17 protein-coding genes and 1 tRNA gene are annotated in these 18295 nt (G+C 68.1%); 7 read left to right on the forward strand and 11 right to left on the reverse strand.

Annotation, left to right across the window (positions count from 1 at the left end; translation table 11 throughout):
• The first annotated feature begins 21 nt into the window (after nt 1-21).
• A complete protein-coding gene (locus ACWESM_RS24155; protein WP_355073014.1) occupies nt 22-2316 on the forward strand; it encodes an MMPL family transporter in 2295 nt (764 codons plus the stop codon).
• Between the two features lie 57 nt (nt 2317-2373).
• Here the strand turns inward: ACWESM_RS24155 and ACWESM_RS24160 are convergent, their stop codons facing one another.
• Together ACWESM_RS24160 and ACWESM_RS24165 are read right to left on the reverse strand one after the other, a co-directional pair.
• On the reverse strand, nt 2374-2571 hold the full coding sequence (locus ACWESM_RS24160) for a hypothetical protein (RefSeq protein WP_452428788.1): 198 nt from the start codon (nt 2569-2571) through the stop codon (nt 2374-2376).
• Between the two features lie 264 nt (nt 2572-2835).
• Nucleotides 2836-3036, reverse strand: coding sequence for a hypothetical protein (locus ACWESM_RS24165; RefSeq protein ID WP_039794406.1), 201 nt, complete (start codon nt 3034-3036; stop codon nt 2836-2838).
• 171 nt (nt 3037-3207) lie between these two features.
• Between ACWESM_RS24165 and ACWESM_RS24170 the strand changes: the two genes are divergently transcribed.
• The 5 genes from ACWESM_RS24170 to ACWESM_RS24190 all read left to right on the forward strand — a co-directional run bounded on the left by ACWESM_RS24170 (nt 3208) and on the right by ACWESM_RS24190 (nt 6906).
• A complete protein-coding gene (locus ACWESM_RS24170) occupies nt 3208-3495 on the forward strand; it encodes a DUF6191 domain-containing protein (protein WP_355073018.1) in 288 nt (95 codons plus the stop codon).
• A gap of 68 nt (nt 3496-3563) precedes the next feature.
• Entirely contained in the window at nt 3564-3875 is a 312-nt protein-coding gene (locus ACWESM_RS24175) for a hypothetical protein (RefSeq protein WP_364437497.1), read from the forward strand.
• A 1-nt stretch (nt 3876) separates the two neighbouring features.
• Complete coding sequence (locus ACWESM_RS24180; protein WP_356963382.1) at nt 3877-4494, forward strand: carboxymuconolactone decarboxylase family protein; 618 nt, start codon at nt 3877-3879, stop codon at nt 4492-4494.
• 52 nt (nt 4495-4546) lie between these two features.
• A complete protein-coding gene (locus ACWESM_RS24185; RefSeq protein ID WP_452493759.1) occupies nt 4547-5953 on the forward strand; it encodes an amidohydrolase family protein in 1407 nt (468 codons plus the stop codon).
• Nucleotides 5954-5958: 5 nt separating this feature from the next.
• The gene (locus ACWESM_RS24190) at nt 5959-6906 is read left to right on the forward strand and encodes an antibiotic biosynthesis monooxygenase (RefSeq protein WP_452493761.1); all 948 of its coding nucleotides are present in this window, start codon (nt 5959-5961) and stop codon (nt 6904-6906) included.
• Between the two features lie 3 nt (nt 6907-6909).
• Here ACWESM_RS24190 and ACWESM_RS24195 read toward each other — a convergent pair whose 3' ends face one another.
• The 4 genes from ACWESM_RS24195 to ACWESM_RS24210 form a co-directional block, all read right to left on the reverse strand.
• On the reverse strand, nt 6910-7365 hold the full coding sequence (locus tag ACWESM_RS24195) for a deaminase (protein ID WP_364437487.1): 456 nt from the start codon (nt 7363-7365) through the stop codon (nt 6910-6912).
• 74 nt (nt 7366-7439) lie between these two features.
• Nucleotides 7440-7530, reverse strand: a tRNA-Ser gene (locus ACWESM_RS24200).
• A gap of 64 nt (nt 7531-7594) precedes the next feature.
• On the reverse strand, nt 7595-8029 hold the full coding sequence (locus tag ACWESM_RS24205; protein WP_356963511.1) for a nucleoside deaminase: 435 nt from the start codon (nt 8027-8029) through the stop codon (nt 7595-7597).
• A gap of 43 nt (nt 8030-8072) precedes the next feature.
• Complete coding sequence (locus ACWESM_RS24210) at nt 8073-8612, reverse strand: tRNA adenosine deaminase-associated protein (RefSeq protein WP_195079751.1); 540 nt, start codon at nt 8610-8612, stop codon at nt 8073-8075.
• Nucleotides 8613-8670: 58 nt separating this feature from the next.
• Here ACWESM_RS24210 and ACWESM_RS24215 point away from each other — a divergent pair, with 58 nt between their 5' ends.
• Nucleotides 8671-9621, forward strand: a complete 951-nt coding sequence (locus ACWESM_RS24215; protein ID WP_397280747.1) for a prephenate dehydrogenase — start codon at nt 8671-8673, stop codon at nt 9619-9621.
• A gap of 329 nt (nt 9622-9950) precedes the next feature.
• Here the strand turns inward: ACWESM_RS24215 and ACWESM_RS24220 are convergent, their stop codons facing one another.
• From ACWESM_RS24220 to ACWESM_RS24240, 5 genes are all read right to left on the reverse strand, one after another.
• Nucleotides 9951-10565: a putative glycolipid-binding domain-containing protein gene (locus ACWESM_RS24220; protein WP_356963376.1), complete on the reverse strand. Its 615-nt coding sequence runs from the start codon at nt 10563-10565 to the stop codon at nt 9951-9953.
• Between the two features lie 49 nt (nt 10566-10614).
• Nucleotides 10615-12804 carry an ABC transporter transmembrane domain-containing protein gene (locus ACWESM_RS24225; RefSeq protein ID WP_452493763.1) on the reverse strand — a complete coding sequence of 730 codons (2190 nt, stop codon included), beginning with the start codon at nt 12802-12804 and terminating at the stop codon, nt 10615-10617.
• A 2-nt stretch (nt 12805-12806) separates the two neighbouring features.
• Complete coding sequence (locus tag ACWESM_RS24230; RefSeq protein WP_452493765.1) at nt 12807-14618, reverse strand: ABC transporter ATP-binding protein; 1812 nt, start codon at nt 14616-14618, stop codon at nt 12807-12809.
• Nucleotides 14619-14903: 285 nt separating this feature from the next.
• A complete protein-coding gene (fadD32, locus tag ACWESM_RS24235) occupies nt 14904-16832 on the reverse strand; it encodes a long-chain-fatty-acid--AMP ligase FadD32 (RefSeq protein WP_397280740.1) in 1929 nt (642 codons plus the stop codon).
• Between the two features lie 108 nt (nt 16833-16940).
• Nucleotides 16941-18191, reverse strand: a complete 1251-nt coding sequence (locus ACWESM_RS24240) for a KasA/KasB family beta-ketoacyl-ACP synthase (RefSeq protein WP_364437474.1) — start codon at nt 18189-18191, stop codon at nt 16941-16943.
• Nucleotides 18192-18295 lie beyond the last annotated feature (104 nt).

Here is an 18295-nt window from a genome sequence, read left to right on the forward strand (position 1 = left end):
CATCGCTAGGAGTAACCAGTCGTGTCCGTTTACCTGTACAGATGGGGGAAGTTCGCCTTCCGCCGGAAATGGATAGTGCTTCCCGTCTGGCTCGTCTTGTTCGTGCTCCTCGGTGGCTTGGGCGCGCAGCTCAGCAAGCCGATGAGCAACGACTTCAGCATGCCCAACCTGCCCTCGGAGCGTGCCAACGAAATCCTCGACAAACACTTCCCCGGCGCCTCCGCCGCGTACAAGTTCGACGCGGTCACCGGCACCTACGTCGCCGCCGCGCCGGAGGGTCAGACGCTGACCGATCCGGCGAACCGTGCGGCGCTGGACGCGTTCATCGCCAAACTCGGCCGGCTCGACATCGTCGACCACGGCAAACCCATCACCAACCCGGTCGAGGCGACCGAGAAGATGGGCTGCCTGAGCAATCCCGATCCCGCGCAGTGCAGCGCCGCCCCGCTGAACGTGCTGAGCAAGACCGCGCCCGCGACCGTGGCTGTGATCAATGTCCCGTTCACGATCGCGAAGGTCACCGACGTGACCGACGCCCAGCGGGAAACGGCCTACGACGTGGCCGCCGACGCGCGCAACGCCGGGCTGACGGTCGAGATGAGCGGCTCGATCGCGCAGAAGCAGGAAGCGCCCAGCGGCAAGTCCGAGATGATCGGCATGGCCGTCGCGCTGGTCGTGATGGTCGTGGCGTTCGGCGCCATCGTCGCGGCGTTCGTGCCGATCGTCACCGCGATCATCGGCCTCGGCGCGGCCACCTCGCTGATCATGCTCGGTACCTCGGTGATCGAGATCCCCAGCTTCACCACCTTCCTCGCCTCGATGATCGGCATCGCGCTGTCCATCGACTACGCGCTGTTCATCGTGTCCAGGTACAAGCATGAACTCGCGGTGCAGGATTCGCCGGAAGAGGCCGCCGGCACCGCGCTCGGTACGGCCGGTTCCGCCGTCGTGTTCGCCGGTCTGACCGTCATCATCGCGCTGGCGGGCCTGAGCATCGTCGGTGTCGAGTTCATGACGTTCATGGGTCTGGGCGGGGCCATCGCCGCCGGTTTCGCGGTGCTCACGGCGATCACGCTGATGCCTGCGCTGCTCGGCGCGTTCGGCCGGTTCCTGTTCAAGCCGAAGCTGCCGGTGGTCGCACAGCACGATCCCGAGGACGAGAACTCGGTCACCAACGGCATGCGTTTCGGCCGCCTGATCGGCCGCGCGCCGTGGGTCGCGCTGATCCTGAGCGTCGTGGTGCTCGGCGCGCTCGCCGCCCCCGCGGCTGGCTTGAACCTGGGCCTGCCCGGCGAGGACAGCATGCCGAAGACCTCCACCATCCGGAAGGCCTACGAGCTGCGGACCGAAGGCTTCGGCGAGGGCAGCAACGGCGTGCTGAACGTGGCCGCCGACCTGAGCGCCGTCCCCGCCGAGAACCGGGACGCCGCGGTGAAGGCGCTGCGCGACAAGCTCGCGTCCTACCCCGACATGGACTACGTGACCGAGCCGCAGTGGAGCCAGGACCAGCAGGGCGCGCTGCTGAACGGCGTGCCCAAGTCCGGGCCCAACAACCAGGCCACCAAGGATCTGGTGCGCGACGCCAGGGAGGCCGAGGGCCAGCTGAAGGCCGAGTACGGCATCGAGTACGGCATCACCGGCACCACGGCGATCTTCGCCGACGTGGACCACGTGCTGCTCAGCAAGATCGTGCCCTACCTGGCGATCGTGGCGGGCGCGGCGTTCGTCCTGCTGATCCTGGTGTTCCGGTCGATCCTGGTGCCGCTCACGGCGGCGCTCGGGTTCCTGCTGTCGATGGCCGCGACCTTCGGCGCGACCGTGCTGATCTTCCAGGAGGGCAAGCTCGGCCTGATCGAGGACCCGCATCCGCTGGTCAGCTTCATGCCGATCATGCTGATCGGCTTGGTGTTCGGCCTCGCGATGGACTACCAGGTCTTCCTGGTGACCCGGATGCGCGAGGAGTTCGTGCACGGCAGGTCGGCCAGGGACGCGGTGGTCGCCGGCTACCACCACGGCGCGCGCGTGGTGACCTCGGCGGCGATCATCATGATCTCGGTGTTCGGCTCGTTCCTGCTGGAGACCGACGTGACCGCGAAGTCGTTCGGTTTCGCCCTGGCGGTTGGCGTGCTGCTGGACGCGTTCATCGTCCGCATGGTGCTGATTCCGTCGCTGCTGGTGCTGATGGGCAAGTGGTCGTGGTGGATGCCGAAGTGGCTCGACCGCATCCTGCCCGATATCGACGTCGAGGGTACGAAGCTGCGTGAGCTGCAGCGGCGTTCCGCCGAGACGGCGAAGGTGCCGGTCGGCGTCAGCTGATCCGAAGGCCATGGCTCGGCCCCGCATCCGGACTCCGGATGCGGGGCCGAGTGCGTTTCACCGGCTCGGTTGCGGCAGTTCGCAGTCGCCGACCTTCGGATCGACGCCGACATAGTTGAGCGGGCCCGCGAGGGCGGTGAGACCGATCGTGCCCCAACCGGCGCAGTTCAACGGCGGCCCGCTGTCGAAATAGTGCCGCTGCCCGGCCGCGAGCAGGCCGATCGCCAGCCAGGCCAGCAGCAGGAACCCGAGCACCCGGGAGCCTATGCCCGGGCCGCGGCCGGCACGCGCACGACGTTCGTAATCACGCTCACGACGCCCGTAATCACGCATCTCCTCGGTTCCTTCCGTGCTCCCCGTCGAGGGGGGATACCCGGCCACACCGACAGTTACCCAATCAGCCCGAGGTAGTGTGGATCGAATCGCGTCTCAGCAAATGTTTGGTTCACGGCCCGCGCAGACGAAAAGCGGACAGCCGGGCGGCATACCCACCCGGCTGTCCGCGGTTACTCGATCGAACTACGGGCTCGGTTGCGGGACATTGCAATCCGCGACCTTCGGGTTGACGCCCATGTAGTTGAGCGGTCCCGCGATCACCGTGACGGCGATGGTGCCGAAACCGGCGCAGTTGACCGGCCCGCTGTCGAAATAGTGCCGTTGTGCTGCGGCGACCACGCCGATCAGCAACCAGATCAAGACGATTACACTTCCGATTCTCATGTTTCTCTCGCGCATCGTTCCCGCGCGGATTGTCCGACGGCGCATCTGGCATCGCGTCCTTCCCCGCACTTGCGTATCGGGCGTATACCCGCGATCACGTCGGTTACCCCTCATGAAAAGGACAATTTTCACTCCGGTTCTACGGGACTGCCGGCTGGTACCTTCGGTGGCATGGCGGCGCTGTTCCAGTGGACGATTCCAGGCTGGGTGATCCTGCTCGTGCTGGTGGCCGTCTACGAGTTGACCGTGAACAAGCGCCGCAGGCGCCGCCGCACACCGATCTCCGGCACGTTCACCGACGAATTCACCGCGCTGTTCTACTCGACCAAACGCATGGAGCTCGACCATCGCGAATCGGTGTCGATGTTGCGCGACGAGCAGGACCAGGGGGCACCGCCGCTGATCGGTGTCGACCTGGCCGGTCGCAAGGTCGTATTGCGCAGGGTCGGTAACGAGTAGCGCTGCGCGCCCGTGATTCTCAGCGAAGGTGACCGTCGTCGGACAGAATGAGGCCCATGCGCGGCTCGATGAATGAGAAATGGCAGCTGTTCGGCGAGCATCTCGAGTCCGCCCCGGGGCGGCTGTCGAGCCGGGTCCGCCGGGCGCTGCGAGCCAGAGCCGCCGGGACAGCCGACTCCGGCCAGGACGTTCCCGCTGAACTCGCCACGTTCGCGGACCTGGTGGCCGACCGCTCCTATCGGGTCACCGAGCAGGAGATCACGGCGCTCAAAACGGCCGGGCACACCGACGACGAGATCTTCGAGGCGACCGCGGTCGCCGCCTACGGCGCGGCCGACCGGCGCCTGCGCGCCGCGCGCCTGGCTTGGGAGGGGTACTGAGATGTGGCTGGAGGCAGTGCGTTCCGGTCACGACCGGCCGACCAAACTCGTGTTGTGGACCATGCGGCGGTTCAGCGGCGTGGAGGTTCCCGCCGTGCTCAAAGTGTTGTTCTACCGGCACAGGTTCTTCGGGTCGCCGCTGTCGGAGCTGATCCAGGACATCATGCGCGGACCGTCGTACTGGACCGTCGCCGAACGGGAGATCTTCGCGACGCATACCTCGCAGGCCAACGAGTGCCCGTTCTGCGCCACCTCGCACGAGGCGATCGCGGGCGCCTACGTCGACGCCGACGTGGTGACCCGCGCCTTGGCCGGCGGCGCGGACTCCCCGCTGCGTCCCGAGGCGCGCGCGATGCTGGCCTTCCTCGCGAAGATGGCTCGTGACCCGGGCGGGTTGACCGCCGAGGACGCCGCGCTGGTCCGGCTGGCGGGCGTCTCCCGGGAAGCGTTCGACGAGGCCGTCTGGGTCGGCACCTGCTTCAATGTGATCAACCGGATGATGAACACGGTCGGAGCGGGCCCGCTGGAGGACGCGCAGCGCAGCGTGAGCGCCCGATTCATCAAACTCGCCGGCTACCGTATGCCGCCTCCGGTGACATTCTTCTCGCGCGGCGTCTGACCGCATTTCACCCGATCCGCTCGCATGCCGGATCCATGTGTGTTTTCCTCGAATGGTGAGCCAAGTCCACTTGGGGCACATTTTCCACATCGCCGGAAGTCCCGCAGCCGGCGATGCGGCCGACGCGTTGGCCGATCTGCCGGACGGTGCGCTGATAATCGGGGAAAGCGGCCGGATAGTATTCTGCGGACCGCGCTCCGATATCCCGGCCGAGCACCGCGCCGGAGAAGTGTTCGATCATCGTCCAGGATTCCTGCTTCCCGGATTCGTCGACACGCATATCCACTTCCCACAGACCTTCGCGGGCGATGCCTACGGCGGCGGCCAACTGCTGGAGTGGCTCGAATTATGTATGTACCCCGCGGAATCCCGTTATGCCGATCCAGAATTCGCGCTATCGGCGGCCACCGAGTTCTGCGCACGGCGCATCGCAGCGGGGACCACGGCGGCGATGGTCTTCGGCTCGGCGTTCCCGCATGCGCAGGACGCCCTGTTCACCGAGACCCGGCGGCGTGGTCTGCGGATTGTCGCAGGCCGGGGAATCCAAACGACCGGAGCGGATGCGGCGGCGCCGCTGATCACCACCGAAGACGACGCCATCCGATTGACGAGCGAAGAGATCGACAAATGGCATGCCGCCGACACCGGTGACGTGGACACGGCGCTGCTGCACGTGGCGGTCGTGCCGCGATTCTCGCTGGCGGTTACTCGCACGACGCTGAAAAACCTGGGCGATCTCTATGATTCGGTACGCGAACGCGGCGTCTATTTCCACAGTCACCTCAACGAGAACAACCGCCCCGGCACCGGCGAAGTCGATGCCACCAAGCAGGCGTACGACGTGGCGACCTATCTGGATACCTACGACGGGAAGTTCCTGCCCGGGTCGGCGGTGGGCGGCAAGAGCATGCTCGGCAAGCGCACCATTCTCGCCCACTGCGTGCACTGCCAGGACGACGAACTGCGGCGGATGGCCGAAACCGGCACGTCGGTCGCGCACTGCCCGGTATCGCAGCAGTTCCTCGGTTCCGGCACGATGCCGTGGAAGCGGACGCTCGCCTCCGGCGTCACGGTAGCCGCGGGCACCGATTACGGCGGTGGCGACGAATGGCTTATTCCACAGGTACTTTCCGCCGCGTTCAAAGTGCACATCTCCGAGCCGGGCGAGCAGGGCGTGTCGATGCATCCCGCGGAAATGCTCTTCACCGGCACGCTGGCCGGTGCGCGTGCCTTGGATATGGAGAACCGTTTCGGGAATTTCGACGTCGGTAAGGAAGCCGACTTCATCGTGGTCGAACCGGCGCGTGTTCCAGCGCTGGAAAGCACGCTGGCATACGGCGTTCGCTCCGACGACCCCGTACTGGCCCGGGATCAGACACTGTTCGCCTTGCTGATGGGTATCCGAGAGCCCGCGATCACCGAGGTCTACGTGCGGGGCCGTCGCGTCGACGTCGTGTAGCGCCGATGAATGCCGCGGCGACCGTCGTAACGGTCTTTCACCGACCGGCGAACGACGCGGCCTTCCGGGACTGGCTGGCGCGGCTGACCGAAATCGCCCGCACGATGCACGGGTTCACGCATTCCTCCGTCGCGGTGACCGAGAGCCCGATGCTCGAACCGGGATTCAGCGTCACATTCCGATCCGAGCCATTGCTGCACGAATTCCTGGACTCGGCCGAACGGGCAGCCACCGTCGCCGACGGTGAAGCGCGCGGCTTCCACTGCAAGAGCGCCGATCTGATCATCGTCGAGGGAGAGTCGCCGCCGCCGGGCGTCTGCGTGTTCCGGCACAGTGTCGCACGCGACAAGGAATTCGAATTCGAGGCGACCGAGGCGCAACTCGTCGCGGCGAGTTCGAGATTTCCGGGATTCGAGGGCGCCGCCCTTTTCCCGGCGGACGGCGCCCGCTGGTTCTCGGTGCTCCGATTCCGGACACAACGGCAGTTGACGGAATGGCTGGGCTCGGACGAACGCGCCGCCGCGCTACCGGAATTGCGTTCGAAGCTGACCGAGGACTTCACCGTGGACGCGCACACCACGCCGTTCGGATCTACCGTCCGCACGGTCGACGGCGAGACCAGGATGACACCGACCTGGAAGACCGCCATGCTGGTGCTGCTGGTGCTGTATCCGACGGTGATGGTGCTGTCCCGATTCCTCGGTCCGGTGCTCGACCGGCTCGGCGCGCAGCCGTGGCTGGCGTTGTGGCTCAGCCAGATCGTGAGCGTGGGCGTGATGAGCTATTTCCTCTCACCCGCGGTCGCGCGCCGGTTCCGCCGGTGGCTGGACCCGGTCGACGGCGCGAGCCCCCGGATCAGCATCGTCGGAGCGGCGGTGGTCGTCGTCCTCTACGCGCTGACACTGCTGCTGTTCGCGTCGGTGCGCTGGCTGCAGTACTGGGATTACGACTGAAGCTCAGGACAGGTCGAGGTGCCGGTTCATCGACATCGCCGCCTCGGCGAGGTCGGCGAGCTCGACCACCGTGACCCCCGCCTGCCGCAGTTTCTCCACGCCCACGCAGTTCGCCACGAATGTCGACGGCTCGCGCCACGCGATCACCACGACCGGAATACCGGCCCGCAATATCCGGTCCGTGCACGGCAGCCGATCCTTCGACCCTCGCTCCGAGCAGGGTTCCAGCGTGCTGTAGATCGTGGCACGCGCCAGCCGGAGATCGGCCGGGTCCACCTTGCGGAGCGCGGCCTCCTCGGCGTGCTCCTTGGGATCGGACTCACGCGAATAGCCGGTGGCGATCTCCGCACCATCGGCGACGATCACCGCACCCACCGAGAACGCGCCCTCCGCCACCGGGCACAAGCGCGCGAGTTCGATGGCCCGGTTCATCCAGTAATCGTGGTCGGGCTCGGTCACCGGAATCAATCTCCTTCGACTCGTCCTGCGGAAGATGAAAAAGCCCCTCACCTGTGCGAACAGATGAGGGGCTTTGGCGGTGGCGGAGGGATTTGAACCCTCGGAGGGGGGTTACCCCTCACACGCTTTCGAGGCGTGCTCCTTAGGCCGCTCGGACACGCCACCGCCGACAACCATACCGGACCGGTGCCGGATCACTAAATCGCCTGTAGACCTGGGGTGGGTGGGCTCAGCGCTGGGTGCGGAAGAACTCGTCGAGCAACGCCGCGCATTCGTCCGCGAGCACCCCGCCGCGTACCTGCGGCCGGTGGTTGAGACGGCGGTCACGCACCACGTCCCACAGCGACCCGACGGCGCCGGTCTTCGGCTCCCACGCACCGAAGATCAGACGGCCCACCCGCGCGAGCACCAGGGCACCAGCGCACATGGTGCACGGCTCCAGCGTCACGGCGAGCGTGGCGCCCTCCAGCCGCCACCCGTCACCGTGGACCGCGGCGGCGCGACGCAGCGCCAAGATCTCCGCGTGCGCGGTCGGATCGCCCAGCGCCTCCCGCGCGTTCGCGGCTCGCGCGAGTTCCATTCCGGCGGAGTCGAACACGACAGCGCCGACGGGTACGTCACGCTCCCCGGCGGCCGCCGCGGCGGCGATGGCCGCCCGCACCATATCGGCGTCGGCGGAGAACGGGTCGTCCGGGAGAACGCGCACGTCAGCGCGGCAGTTTATCCAGCACCGCGGCGAATTCACCGGCGAAGCCGAGACGCTGGGCGATCATGCCGAGCTGCTCATCCGGATAGAGATCGGTCTCTGCGAGGATGACGCTCAGCACCGGTTCGGGCAGGCCCAGATCGGCGAGCACACCGAGGTCGCCCTCCTCCCACGGCTCCACGTCGTCCAGTTCATCCGGATCGATATCGGGGATTTCCACGTTCAGGGCCTCTAGGACGTCCGCGGCGATGTCGTAATCGATCGCGGCCGTGGCGTCCGAGACGAGCATCCGGGTTCCGCTCGGCGCGGGCCGGAGCACGATGAAGAACTCGTCGTCGATGTCGAGCAATCCGAACACCGCTCCGGAGCTGCGCAAAGCCTTCAGTTCGTTTTCCGCGGCGGACAAATCGGTGAGCGCGTCCCGGCTCAGCGGACTGCACCGCCATTTGCCTTCTTCGCGGACAACCGCCACTGCGAACCCTTCCACGTCGTCGTAATCGTCCGACGCCGCCCTGTTCGTGCCCGAGCGCTGTGCTGCCATGGCCGCAACGGTAGTCTGCTCGAGCGGAAATGTTGAAGTCGTATGCCAATCTGTTCGGGTGACTTCGGCGAAGAAAGCACCCGTGTGCGTCCTCGGGACCGGTTTGATCGGTGGGTCGCTGTTGCGTGCGGCCGTCGGCGCAGGCTACGACGGCTGGGGATACAACCGCTCCGCGGTGGGTGCGCAGGCCGCCCGTGCCGACGGATTCGACGTCACCGAAGACCTACCTGCCGCGCTGCGGCGCGCCGCGGAGACCGACGCGCTGATCGTCGTCGCGGTGCCGATGCCCGCGGTGGACCACATGCTCTCGGCGATCGCCGACTACGCGCCGGAATGCGCGCTCACCGATGTGGTGAGCGTGAAAGGGCCGGTCGCGGCGGCCGTACGCGAACACGGACTCGCCGAGCGGTACGTCGGCGGCCATCCGATGGCCGGTACGTCCGAATCCGGCTGGGCCGCCACCGATCCCACGTTGTTCCGCGACGCGGTGTGGGCGGTCGGCGTCGACCAGGGCACGCGGGTCGACCCGTGGAGCCGCGTAGTGCGCCTGGCGCTGGATTGCGGCTCGGTGGTTGTACCGGTCGTGGCCGCGGAACACGATCGCGCCGTGGCCCGCATCTCCCACCTGCCGCATGTGCTCGCCGAGGCACTGGCCCTGGCGGGCGCCACCGGAGGTGAGCTCGCGCTGGGCCTCGCGGCCGGGTCGTTCCGGGACGGCACCCGCGTCGCGGGCACGGCGCCCGACCTGGTTCGTGCGATCTGCGAACCGAATTCCGCGGCGCTACTGGAAGTTCTGGACGAGACACTCACCGTGCTCGGCGCGGCGCGCGACAGCCTGCGCGACAAGCAATCCCTCGCGGACCTGGTCGAAGCCGGGCACGACGCGCGACAGCGCTATGAATCCGCGCGCCGCTGGGAGATCACGGACATTCGTCCCGGCGACCGCGGTTGGCTGGAAGAACTGCGGGCCGCAGGCGAGCGCGGTGGGGTCATAACCCGGCTGAACTGACCGCGCGAGAACCGTCCCCTCCCAGACATTCCAGAGTCGGTCCGGCCGCTGCTGATCGCGGGTGAACACCTCGCGACGTTTTCTCCGGCGGAGATCCATCCGCGTCGAGGTGCGCGAGCCTGGGCAGCTCCGACGACACTGCCTTCCGTCCAGTAGTCGCAGCGCCGAGAGACCGGCCGCGGGTGTCGACCCGGCGCGGCCTTCGGTGGCAGGCGCGTTCCCGGAGCTCCGGTGGCGATTTCTGGAACCTCGGGGCTCGACGACCCGGTCCTCGGCACGAAAGCCTCGACTCGCGCATGCCAGCTCGTGGGCCGTCGCGCGGTGCCGCGTCAGATCCGTTCGGCCAGCCCCGGGTAGTCCAGCAGAAAGCCGTCGGCGTCCACCGTGACCGTCGCGCTGGAGACCGGCGAAAGCACGCTGATGCCGTCGGCGGCGCTGCTGTAGATCAGCGTGGCCTCTTGGACGAGCAGGTCGGGCAGGCGGACGTAGACCACAGGGACCTGGACGTCCTCGACCGCGTGCTGCAGGTCGTAGCGGCGGATCGGCAGGGTGTTGAAGAACGGGCTGAGCACCACGTCCACGTCGAGTGCTCCGGCGAAGGTGGAGCGCACGTGGTTGCCGCCCGCGTCGACGAGCCAGTAGTTCTCCTCGTCGCGGGCGATGGAGGCATGCCGCTCCCCGGCGGCCGTCGTGGTGCGCAGCGACAGCCGCTTCGTCACGCCGTTCTCGTCGGTGACCAGGTCGTACGACGCGCTGAACGCGGGGTGGTCGGCGCCGGCCCCGCCGATCATCCGCCCGGTGGCGCGGATGCGGTTGCCATTGAGCTGTACCCGCACCGACTCCATCCGGGTCGCGTCGTGGGCGCGCCAGGTGAGGATCGCCGGCCACCGGGATTCCTGCGTGTTCGCGGCGGGGCTCTCGGGGTCGGAGGCTGGGGTCGTCACGTATCTACCGTAAGCGACGTCCGGCCCCCGCCCGTAGAACCGCCGCTCATCACACGAGCGACTCCCGCCACGCCGCGTGCAGGTCGGCGAACCGGCCGGTCCCCGCGATCAGGGCATCCGGCGCGCCGTCCTCGACGATCCGGCCGGACTCGAGCACCAGCACCCGGTCCGCGATCGCCACCGTGGACAGCCGGTGCGCGATGATCACGGCCGTGCGGCCGCGCAGCACGGTCTCCAGCGCCCGCTGCACCAGCCGTTCGCTGGGGATGTCCAGGCTCGACGTGGCCTCGTCCAGCACGATCACGGCGGGATCGGCCAGGAACACCCGCGCGAACGCGACCAGCTGCCGCTGCCCCGCCGAGAGCCTGCCGCCGCGTTTGCGCACGTCGGTGCCGAAGCCCTCGGGCAACGCCTGCACGAAGTCGTACAGGCCGACCGCGCGGGCCGCCGCGAACACCTCCGCGTCGGTGGCCTCCGGCCTGCCCAACCGGATGTTGTCGGCCACCGAACCGGAGAACAGGTAGGACTCCTGGGTGACCATCACCACGTTGCGGCGCAAATCGGCGTCGGACAGCAGGCGCAGGTCGACGCCGTCCAGGGTGACCACGCCGCCGGACGGGTCGTAGAACCGCGTCAGCAGCTTCGCCAGCGTCGACTTGCCCGCACCGGTCGCACCGACCAGGGCGATGATCTGCCCGGCCGGGATGTCCAAGGTGAACTCCGGCAGCACCGGTCGCGTCCGGCGATCCGACCGCACCGGCGAATCCGCGGACGGTACCGGCAGGGCGTCGGCAGGCGCGTTCGACTCCGCCGCGACGGCGCTGCTCGGCGAGCACCCGCCGACACTCGTGGACGCACCGGGCAGGACATGCGAACCGGCCGACGGCTTGCCGGTCGCGGCCAGGCCTCGCACATCCGACGGGCTGTCCGGTTCGTCACCGGTCGGGGCGCCGCCCGGCCGGACCGCCGAATCACCCACCGCGCCGGCATGACGGCCGCCGTCGTCCAGCCGGACGGCATCCGACTTCTCGGATGCGCCGCTGTCGGCCGTCGAACCGGCCGCGTAGCCGAACCACACCTTCTCCATCCGCACCGCGCCGGACGCCTTCGCCAGGGCGACCGGGCGCCCGGGCTCCGGCACCGAAGGCTCCTCCTCGAGCACGCCCGAGATCTTCTCCAACGCGGCCGCCGCGGACTGGTAGGCGTTGAACACCTGCGCCAGCTCGTCCAGCGGCCCGTAGAACTCGTTGAGGTACAGCAGGTAGGCCGCGAGCACGCCGACCGCGAGATCGCCCTCGATCACGCGCCAGGCGCCGACCACGATGATGGTCACCGTGGTGAGGTTGCCGAGCAGTTTGGTCAAACCCGCGTAGTCGCCCATGCCGCGCATGGCCGCGGTGGTCGCCTGGCGGTATTCGGAGTCCTCCACCGCGAGCACCGACTCGTTGCGCTGCTCCCGGCGGAACGCCTGCACCGCCCGCATGCCGCCCATCGACTCGACGAACTGCACGACCACCTTGGCGATCGCGGCGCGCGTGCGCCGGTAGCCCGCTCGCTGCCTGCGCTGCGCCCAGCGGGTGACCAGCGCCAGGGGAACGAATCCGATCAGCACGATCGCGGCGAGCGCCTGGTCCAGGTAGATCAGCAGCGCCGCGATGGTCAGCACCGACAGGATCGCGCTCAGCGCCTGGTTGAGCGCACTCTCCAGCAGTTCCTGCAGCGTCTCGATGTCGCCGGTGAGCCGCGCCACCACCTTGCCGGAGGTGTACTTCTCGTGGAAGGCGACGCTGAGCCGCTGCACATGTGTGAACGCGCGCACGCGCAGGTCGAACAACACGCTCTGGCTGAGCTTGCCGGTCACCCGCAGGAAGGAGTACGTACAGATCGAGCCGAGCAGGATCGAGCCGACGTAGCCGCCCACGGTCCTGGCCAGTGGCGCCCAGTCGCCCGCGACACCGCGCGCGATGCCGGTGTCCAGCGCGTGCGCGACGAACAGTGGCGCGGACACCTTCGCGATGTTGTCCAGCACGATGAGCACCAGCGCGAGGCCGGTGAGCTTGCGGTAGGGCCTGACCAGGTCGAGCAGCAGCCGCCGGGAGCGTCCGGCCAGCACCAGGTTCCCGGTCTCGGTGACCTCCTTGTCCTCGCCCGCGATGCCGCGCCAGTCGGCCGCGCCTTCCGCACGGGTCGGATCAGTCTGCGGCGCTTCGTCTTCCGAGACAGTGGTCGCAGTACTCACAGCTACTCACCTCCCATCAGTTCGCGGTAGCTCTTACTGGTGCGCAGCAATTGATCGTGGGTGCCCTCCGCGACGACCCGGCCGTCGGCGAGCACCGCCACCCGGTCGGCCAGCGCGGCCGTGGACGGACGGTGCGCGACGAGCAGCGTGGTCGCGTCGGCCAGCACGGTGCGCAGGCGTTCCTGCACTCGCTCCTCGGTCTCCACGTCGAGCGCGGACAGCGGGTCGTCGAGCACCATGATCCGGCTGCGCCTGCCTCCGCCCGCGCCGGTGAGCACCGCGCGAGCCAGCGCGAGGCGCTGCCGCTGGCCACCGGACAGGCTCAAGCCCTGTTCACCGATCCTGGTGTCCAAGCCCCAGGGCAGGTCGTCGACGAACGCGGTGGCCTGCGCGACCTCCAGGGCGCGGCGCACATCGGCGTCCGTGGCGGACGGGTCGCCGAGCGCGACGTTCTCCCGCACACTCGCCGAGAACAACACCGGTTCCTCGAAGGCGACCGACACCAGCGATCGCAGGTCGGCGACCCGCATCGCCGCGATGTCGATGCCGTCGATGGTGATCGCACCGCCCGTCACGTCGTACAAGCGCGGGATCAAGTTGAGCAGCGCCGTCTTGCCGCTTCCCGTCGCGCCGACCAGCGCCACCGTCTCGCCCGGGCGCACCCGCAACGACACCTCGCGCAGCACCTCGTTCTCCGCGTCGGGAAAAGCGAAACGCACAGCCTCCAACCGCAATTCACCACGGATGCGGTCCGGCAAGCGCACCGGATCGGCCGGATCGGTGATGTCGACCGGGGTGTCGACGATCTCCCAGTATCGGTCGGCAGCGGTGCGCGCGTCGTTCAGTTCCGCGAGCAGGAAGCCGGTCCAGATGATCGGCCACTGCAGGAAGGTCGCCAGCGTGATGGCGGCGATCAAGGTGCCGAGCGTCATCGTGCCGTGCGCCACCGCGTACCCGCCGTAGCCGAGAGCGAACGCGATGGCCAGTTGCGGAATGCTCAGCATGCTCGACCACAATGTCGCGTCCAGGCGCGCTTTCAGCAGCTCGGTCTGCCGCAATACCTGCGCCTGGGCGGTGAAGCGGCGGCCGAAGAACACGCCTCGCCCGAACGCCTTGAGCACCCGAACGCCCTGCGCGGACTCCTCGGCCGTGGTGGCCAGGTCCCCGGACTGGTCCTGCGAACGCCGCGAGGCCACCGCGTACCTGCGCTCGAAACGAATGCAGATGAACACCAGCGGAATGGCGATCACCGCGAAGATCAGCCCGATCTGCGGGCTCAGCCCGATCAGCACGAGCAGGCCTACCGGAATGATCACGCAGTGGATGAGCAGGAACGGTCCCGCGAACGAGACGAACCGGCGCATGGTGGCCAGGTCCTCGATCGCGCGGGACAGCAGCTGACCCGACTCCCACGCGTCGTGCCTGCCGATCGACAACGCTTGCAGCTTCCGGAAGATCTTGGCGCGCAGCGTGATCTCGATACGCGTCGCGGGGGCGGCGATCAGCCAGCGGCGTCCCCACACGCCACCGGCCTCGACCAGGCCGAGCGCCAGGACCACGGCCACCGGCCCGAGCGCGCCCGCGAGATCGCGGTGGGCGACCGGGCCGTCGATGATCCGCGCGATCATCAGCGGGATGACGACGGCCGTCAGGCCGGACAGCAGCGCCAGTCCGCTGGCGGCGAGCAGAATGCGGACGTGCGGACGCAGGTACGGCCAGAATCGGCGCAGGGAATGCAAGCGGCCCGTGGCGGCGGGCCGCTCCGTTCTGTCGGCCTCCGATTCGGCCGACGAAACGTCCAGCGTGACAGACAAGACTCCCCCTGTAGGTATGTGACTGGCGGCGGAGAACGAGACCCACGGTGATGTTCGCAGCAGGGTCCGACATCTCAGGGTCGCACCGGAACGCGCGTCGACCAACCGATTTTCCGGCCGCCGCCGGACATCCACGGCTCGTCGCGGCGACGGATTCGGCACTCATTCGCCCAGTTCACAACCTCTAGCGAACTCGAGGTCAAGTCGCGCGGATCCAGGCTCCCGGCTGCTCATCGCCGGATACCCGCGGGTCACCGATCGCGACCGCTACCTCGAGACCGAGCTCTAGCCGACGCCCGCGGTCTCCGACTCCCACTCTTGCGGCGCGTCCGGGAAAGCCTGCTGCTGGTGGCCGCCGCGCAGCGTGCCCTCCAGATAGGCTGCCCGGCAGGCGCGGCGGGCGATCTTGCCGCTGGAGGTGCGCGGGATCGACCCCGCGGGCACCAGCAGCACGTCACGGACCATGACGCCGTGGCGGCGCGCGATCGCGGCACGCACCGTGTCGGCGACCGGCTCCGGCTCGAGCTTGCCCGCGCGGGCATTGCGCTCCGCGACGATCACCAGCTGCTCGGAGGTGTCCTCGGCATCGAACCTCAGACCGGACTGGCTGCCCTGCTCGAAGACCAGCGCGGGCAGTTCGTTGGCGGGTACCGAGAACGCCGCGACGAAGCCGGGGCGCAACGCCGTGCTCGATTCCTGGGCCGAGAACTCCAGATCTTGCGGATAGTGGTTGCGGCCGTCCACGATGACCAGGTCCTTGACCCGTCCGGTGATGTACAGCTCGCCGTCGAGGTACGCGCCGAAGTCGCCGGTGCGCATCCAATTGGCGTCCTGCGGCGTGCCCTCCGCGTGACTGCCCTCGGGCAACCGAGCGGTCAGCTCGGCACGGAAGGTGGCGGCGGTCTCCTCGGGACGGCCCCAATACCCGGTGCCCATGTTCTCGCCGTGCAACCAGATCTCGCCGACCTCGCCGTCACGCCTTTCTGTGCCGCGCTCCGGGTCCACGATCACCGCCCACTGCGACCGCGCGACGTATCCGCAGGACACCTGTGCGATCGCGTTGACCGCGTCCGCCGCGACCTCGACCATCCGCCCGGCGTTCAGCTCGGCCCGATCGACATAGACCACCTTCGCCTTGTCCTCGGCCCTGGTGGCGGAGACGAACACCGTCGCCTCGGCCATGCCGTAGCACGGTTTGATCGCCGTCTCCGGCAACCCGTACGGCGCGAACGCCTCGTTGAACTTCTTCATCGACGACACCGACACCGGCTCGCTGCCGTTGATCAGCCCGATCACATTCGAGAGGTCCAATTCCTCGCCGGGCTTGGGTCTGCCGCGCGCCGCGGCGTGCTCGAACGCGAAGTTGGGTGCGGCGGCGAAGGTTCCGGCGCCGTCCGACGCGGCGGCCAGTTCCTTGATCCAGCGATAAGGACGGCGCACGAACGCGCTCGGCGACATGATGGTGATGAACCCGCCGCCGACGGTCGGCAGGATCACGGCCAGCAGACCCATGTCGTGGAACAACGGCAGCCAGGTGACCCCGCGCGAATTCTCGGTGACGCCGATGGCGTCGATCATCTGCAGCAGATTCGTGCCCACCGCGCGGTGGGTGATCTCCACGCCCGCGGGCGTCCGGGTGGAACCCGAGGTGTACTGCAGGTAGGCGACGCTGTCGATGTTGATGTCCGGGCGCACCCACGAAGCGCCGACACTGTCCGGGATGGCCTCCACCGCGATGATCCGCGGACGCTCCTGCGGCGGCAGGTGCCGGAAGAATTTCCGCACACCGCTCGCCGCCGAGCCCACCGTGAGGATCGCGGCGGGCTTGCAGTCGCCGAGCACCGCGTGCAGCCGGTCGGTGTGGCCCTGCTCCTCCGGATCGAACAGCGGAACCGCGATATTCCCCGAGTACACCGCGGCGAAGAGCGCAACGACGTAGTCGAGTCCTTGCGGAGCGAGGATCGCCACCCGGTCGCCCGGGCGCGTGACCTGTTGCAGCCGGGCCGCCACCGCGCGCAGGCGCACACCGAACTGCCGCCAGGTGAGCTCGAGGTATTCGCCGTCCCGCTCCCGGGAGTAGTCGATGAAGCGGTAGGCGAGGTCGTCGCCGTTCTCCACGCTGTGCTTGTCGACGAAGTCGATCAGGGTCTTGTCCCCACGAATCTCGATATTGCCCTGATCGTCCAGATAGTCGTCGAAAGTTTCGTCGATCATCGCCTTATCCTTTTCCAGCGCACAGACACTCGGGCCGTGCAATGACACCGAACACAGGTCGATAACGAAGCGTCGGGAAGGCTAGCAGGTGTCCCGGCCACCTGGCCCTCAGTACCGGCCGAAGGCGAGCGCGACATTGTGCCCGCCGAATCCGAACGAATTGTTCAAGGCGTAATCGATACGGCCCGGCCTGCTTCCGCCGTGCACCACATCCAGATCGATGTCGGGATCTTGATTGTCCAAATTCAATGTGGGCGGAATGATTTCGTCCCGCACGGTGAGTACCGTGAGCACCGATTCGAGCGCGCCGACCGCGCCGATGGAATGCCCGAGAGCCGATTTCGGCGCGTAGACCGACGCATGGGTGCCAACGGCCTCGCCGATCGCACGCGCCTCCGCCGTGTCGCCGATGGGAGTGGCGGTCGCGTGCGCGTTGACGTGCGTGACATCGGACTTGGCCAGGCCTGCCGTCCGCATCGCCCGCGACATCGCGCGCGCGGCGCCGGTGCCCTCGGGATCCGGCGCGACCAGATGGAAGCCGTCGGAGGTGACGCCCGCGCCCATCAGCCGGGCGTGAATGGTCGCGCCGCGCGCTTTGGCGTGCTCCTCGGTCTCCAGCACCATCAGCGCGCCCGCCTCACCGAAGACGAAGCCGTCGCGGTCGGCGTCGAAGGGACGGGAGGCGCTCTTCGGCGCGTCGTTCCTGGTGCTCATGGCGCGCATCATGGTGAACGCCGCGATCGCGAGCGCCTGGATGGAACCCTCCACGCCGCCGGTGACCATCACGTCGGCGTCGCCCATGACGATCATCCGCCATGCGTTGGCGATCGCCTCCGCACCGGAGGAACAGGCCGAGACCGGCGTGCTCACCCCGGCCCGCGCACCGATCTCCAGCGCGACGCAGGCCGCCGCGCCGTTCGGCATCACGGCCTGGACCGTGTACGGCGACACTTTGCGGTAACCGCCGTTGTGCAGCTTGTCCCGAGCGTGGATGATCGCCTCCGCGCCGCCGAGCCCGGTGCCGATGGACACCCCGAGACGGCGCGTGTCCACCTCGGGGCTGCCCGCGTTGCGCCAGACCTCACGCCCGAGCACGACGGCCAACTGCTCCACGTAAGCGAGCCTGCGGGCCTCGGCGGCGTCCAGATACGCGGCGGGCGGCACCTTCAGATGCCCGCCGATGCGGACCGGCAGCTCGAATTCGTCGATGAACTCGTCTTCCAGGACGTCGATACCGCTGTCGCCGTTGAGCAAGCCTTTCCACGTGGAATCCACGTCACCCGCGATGGACGTGGTCGCCGCCAGGCTGGTGACCACGACCGAGGGAAACTGTCCGTTTTTAGTGGAAGGCATCTGCATGTTTCGCTCACTTTCCCTAGCGTCGCTCTGGAACTTCGTCGAGCAAAAGCAATGCGCGAGCGCGCCACCAGGATCGTGGGCGGCCCGCGCGGATGGCACTGGAG

This window comes from Nocardia sp. NPDC003999 (assembly GCF_053604885.1).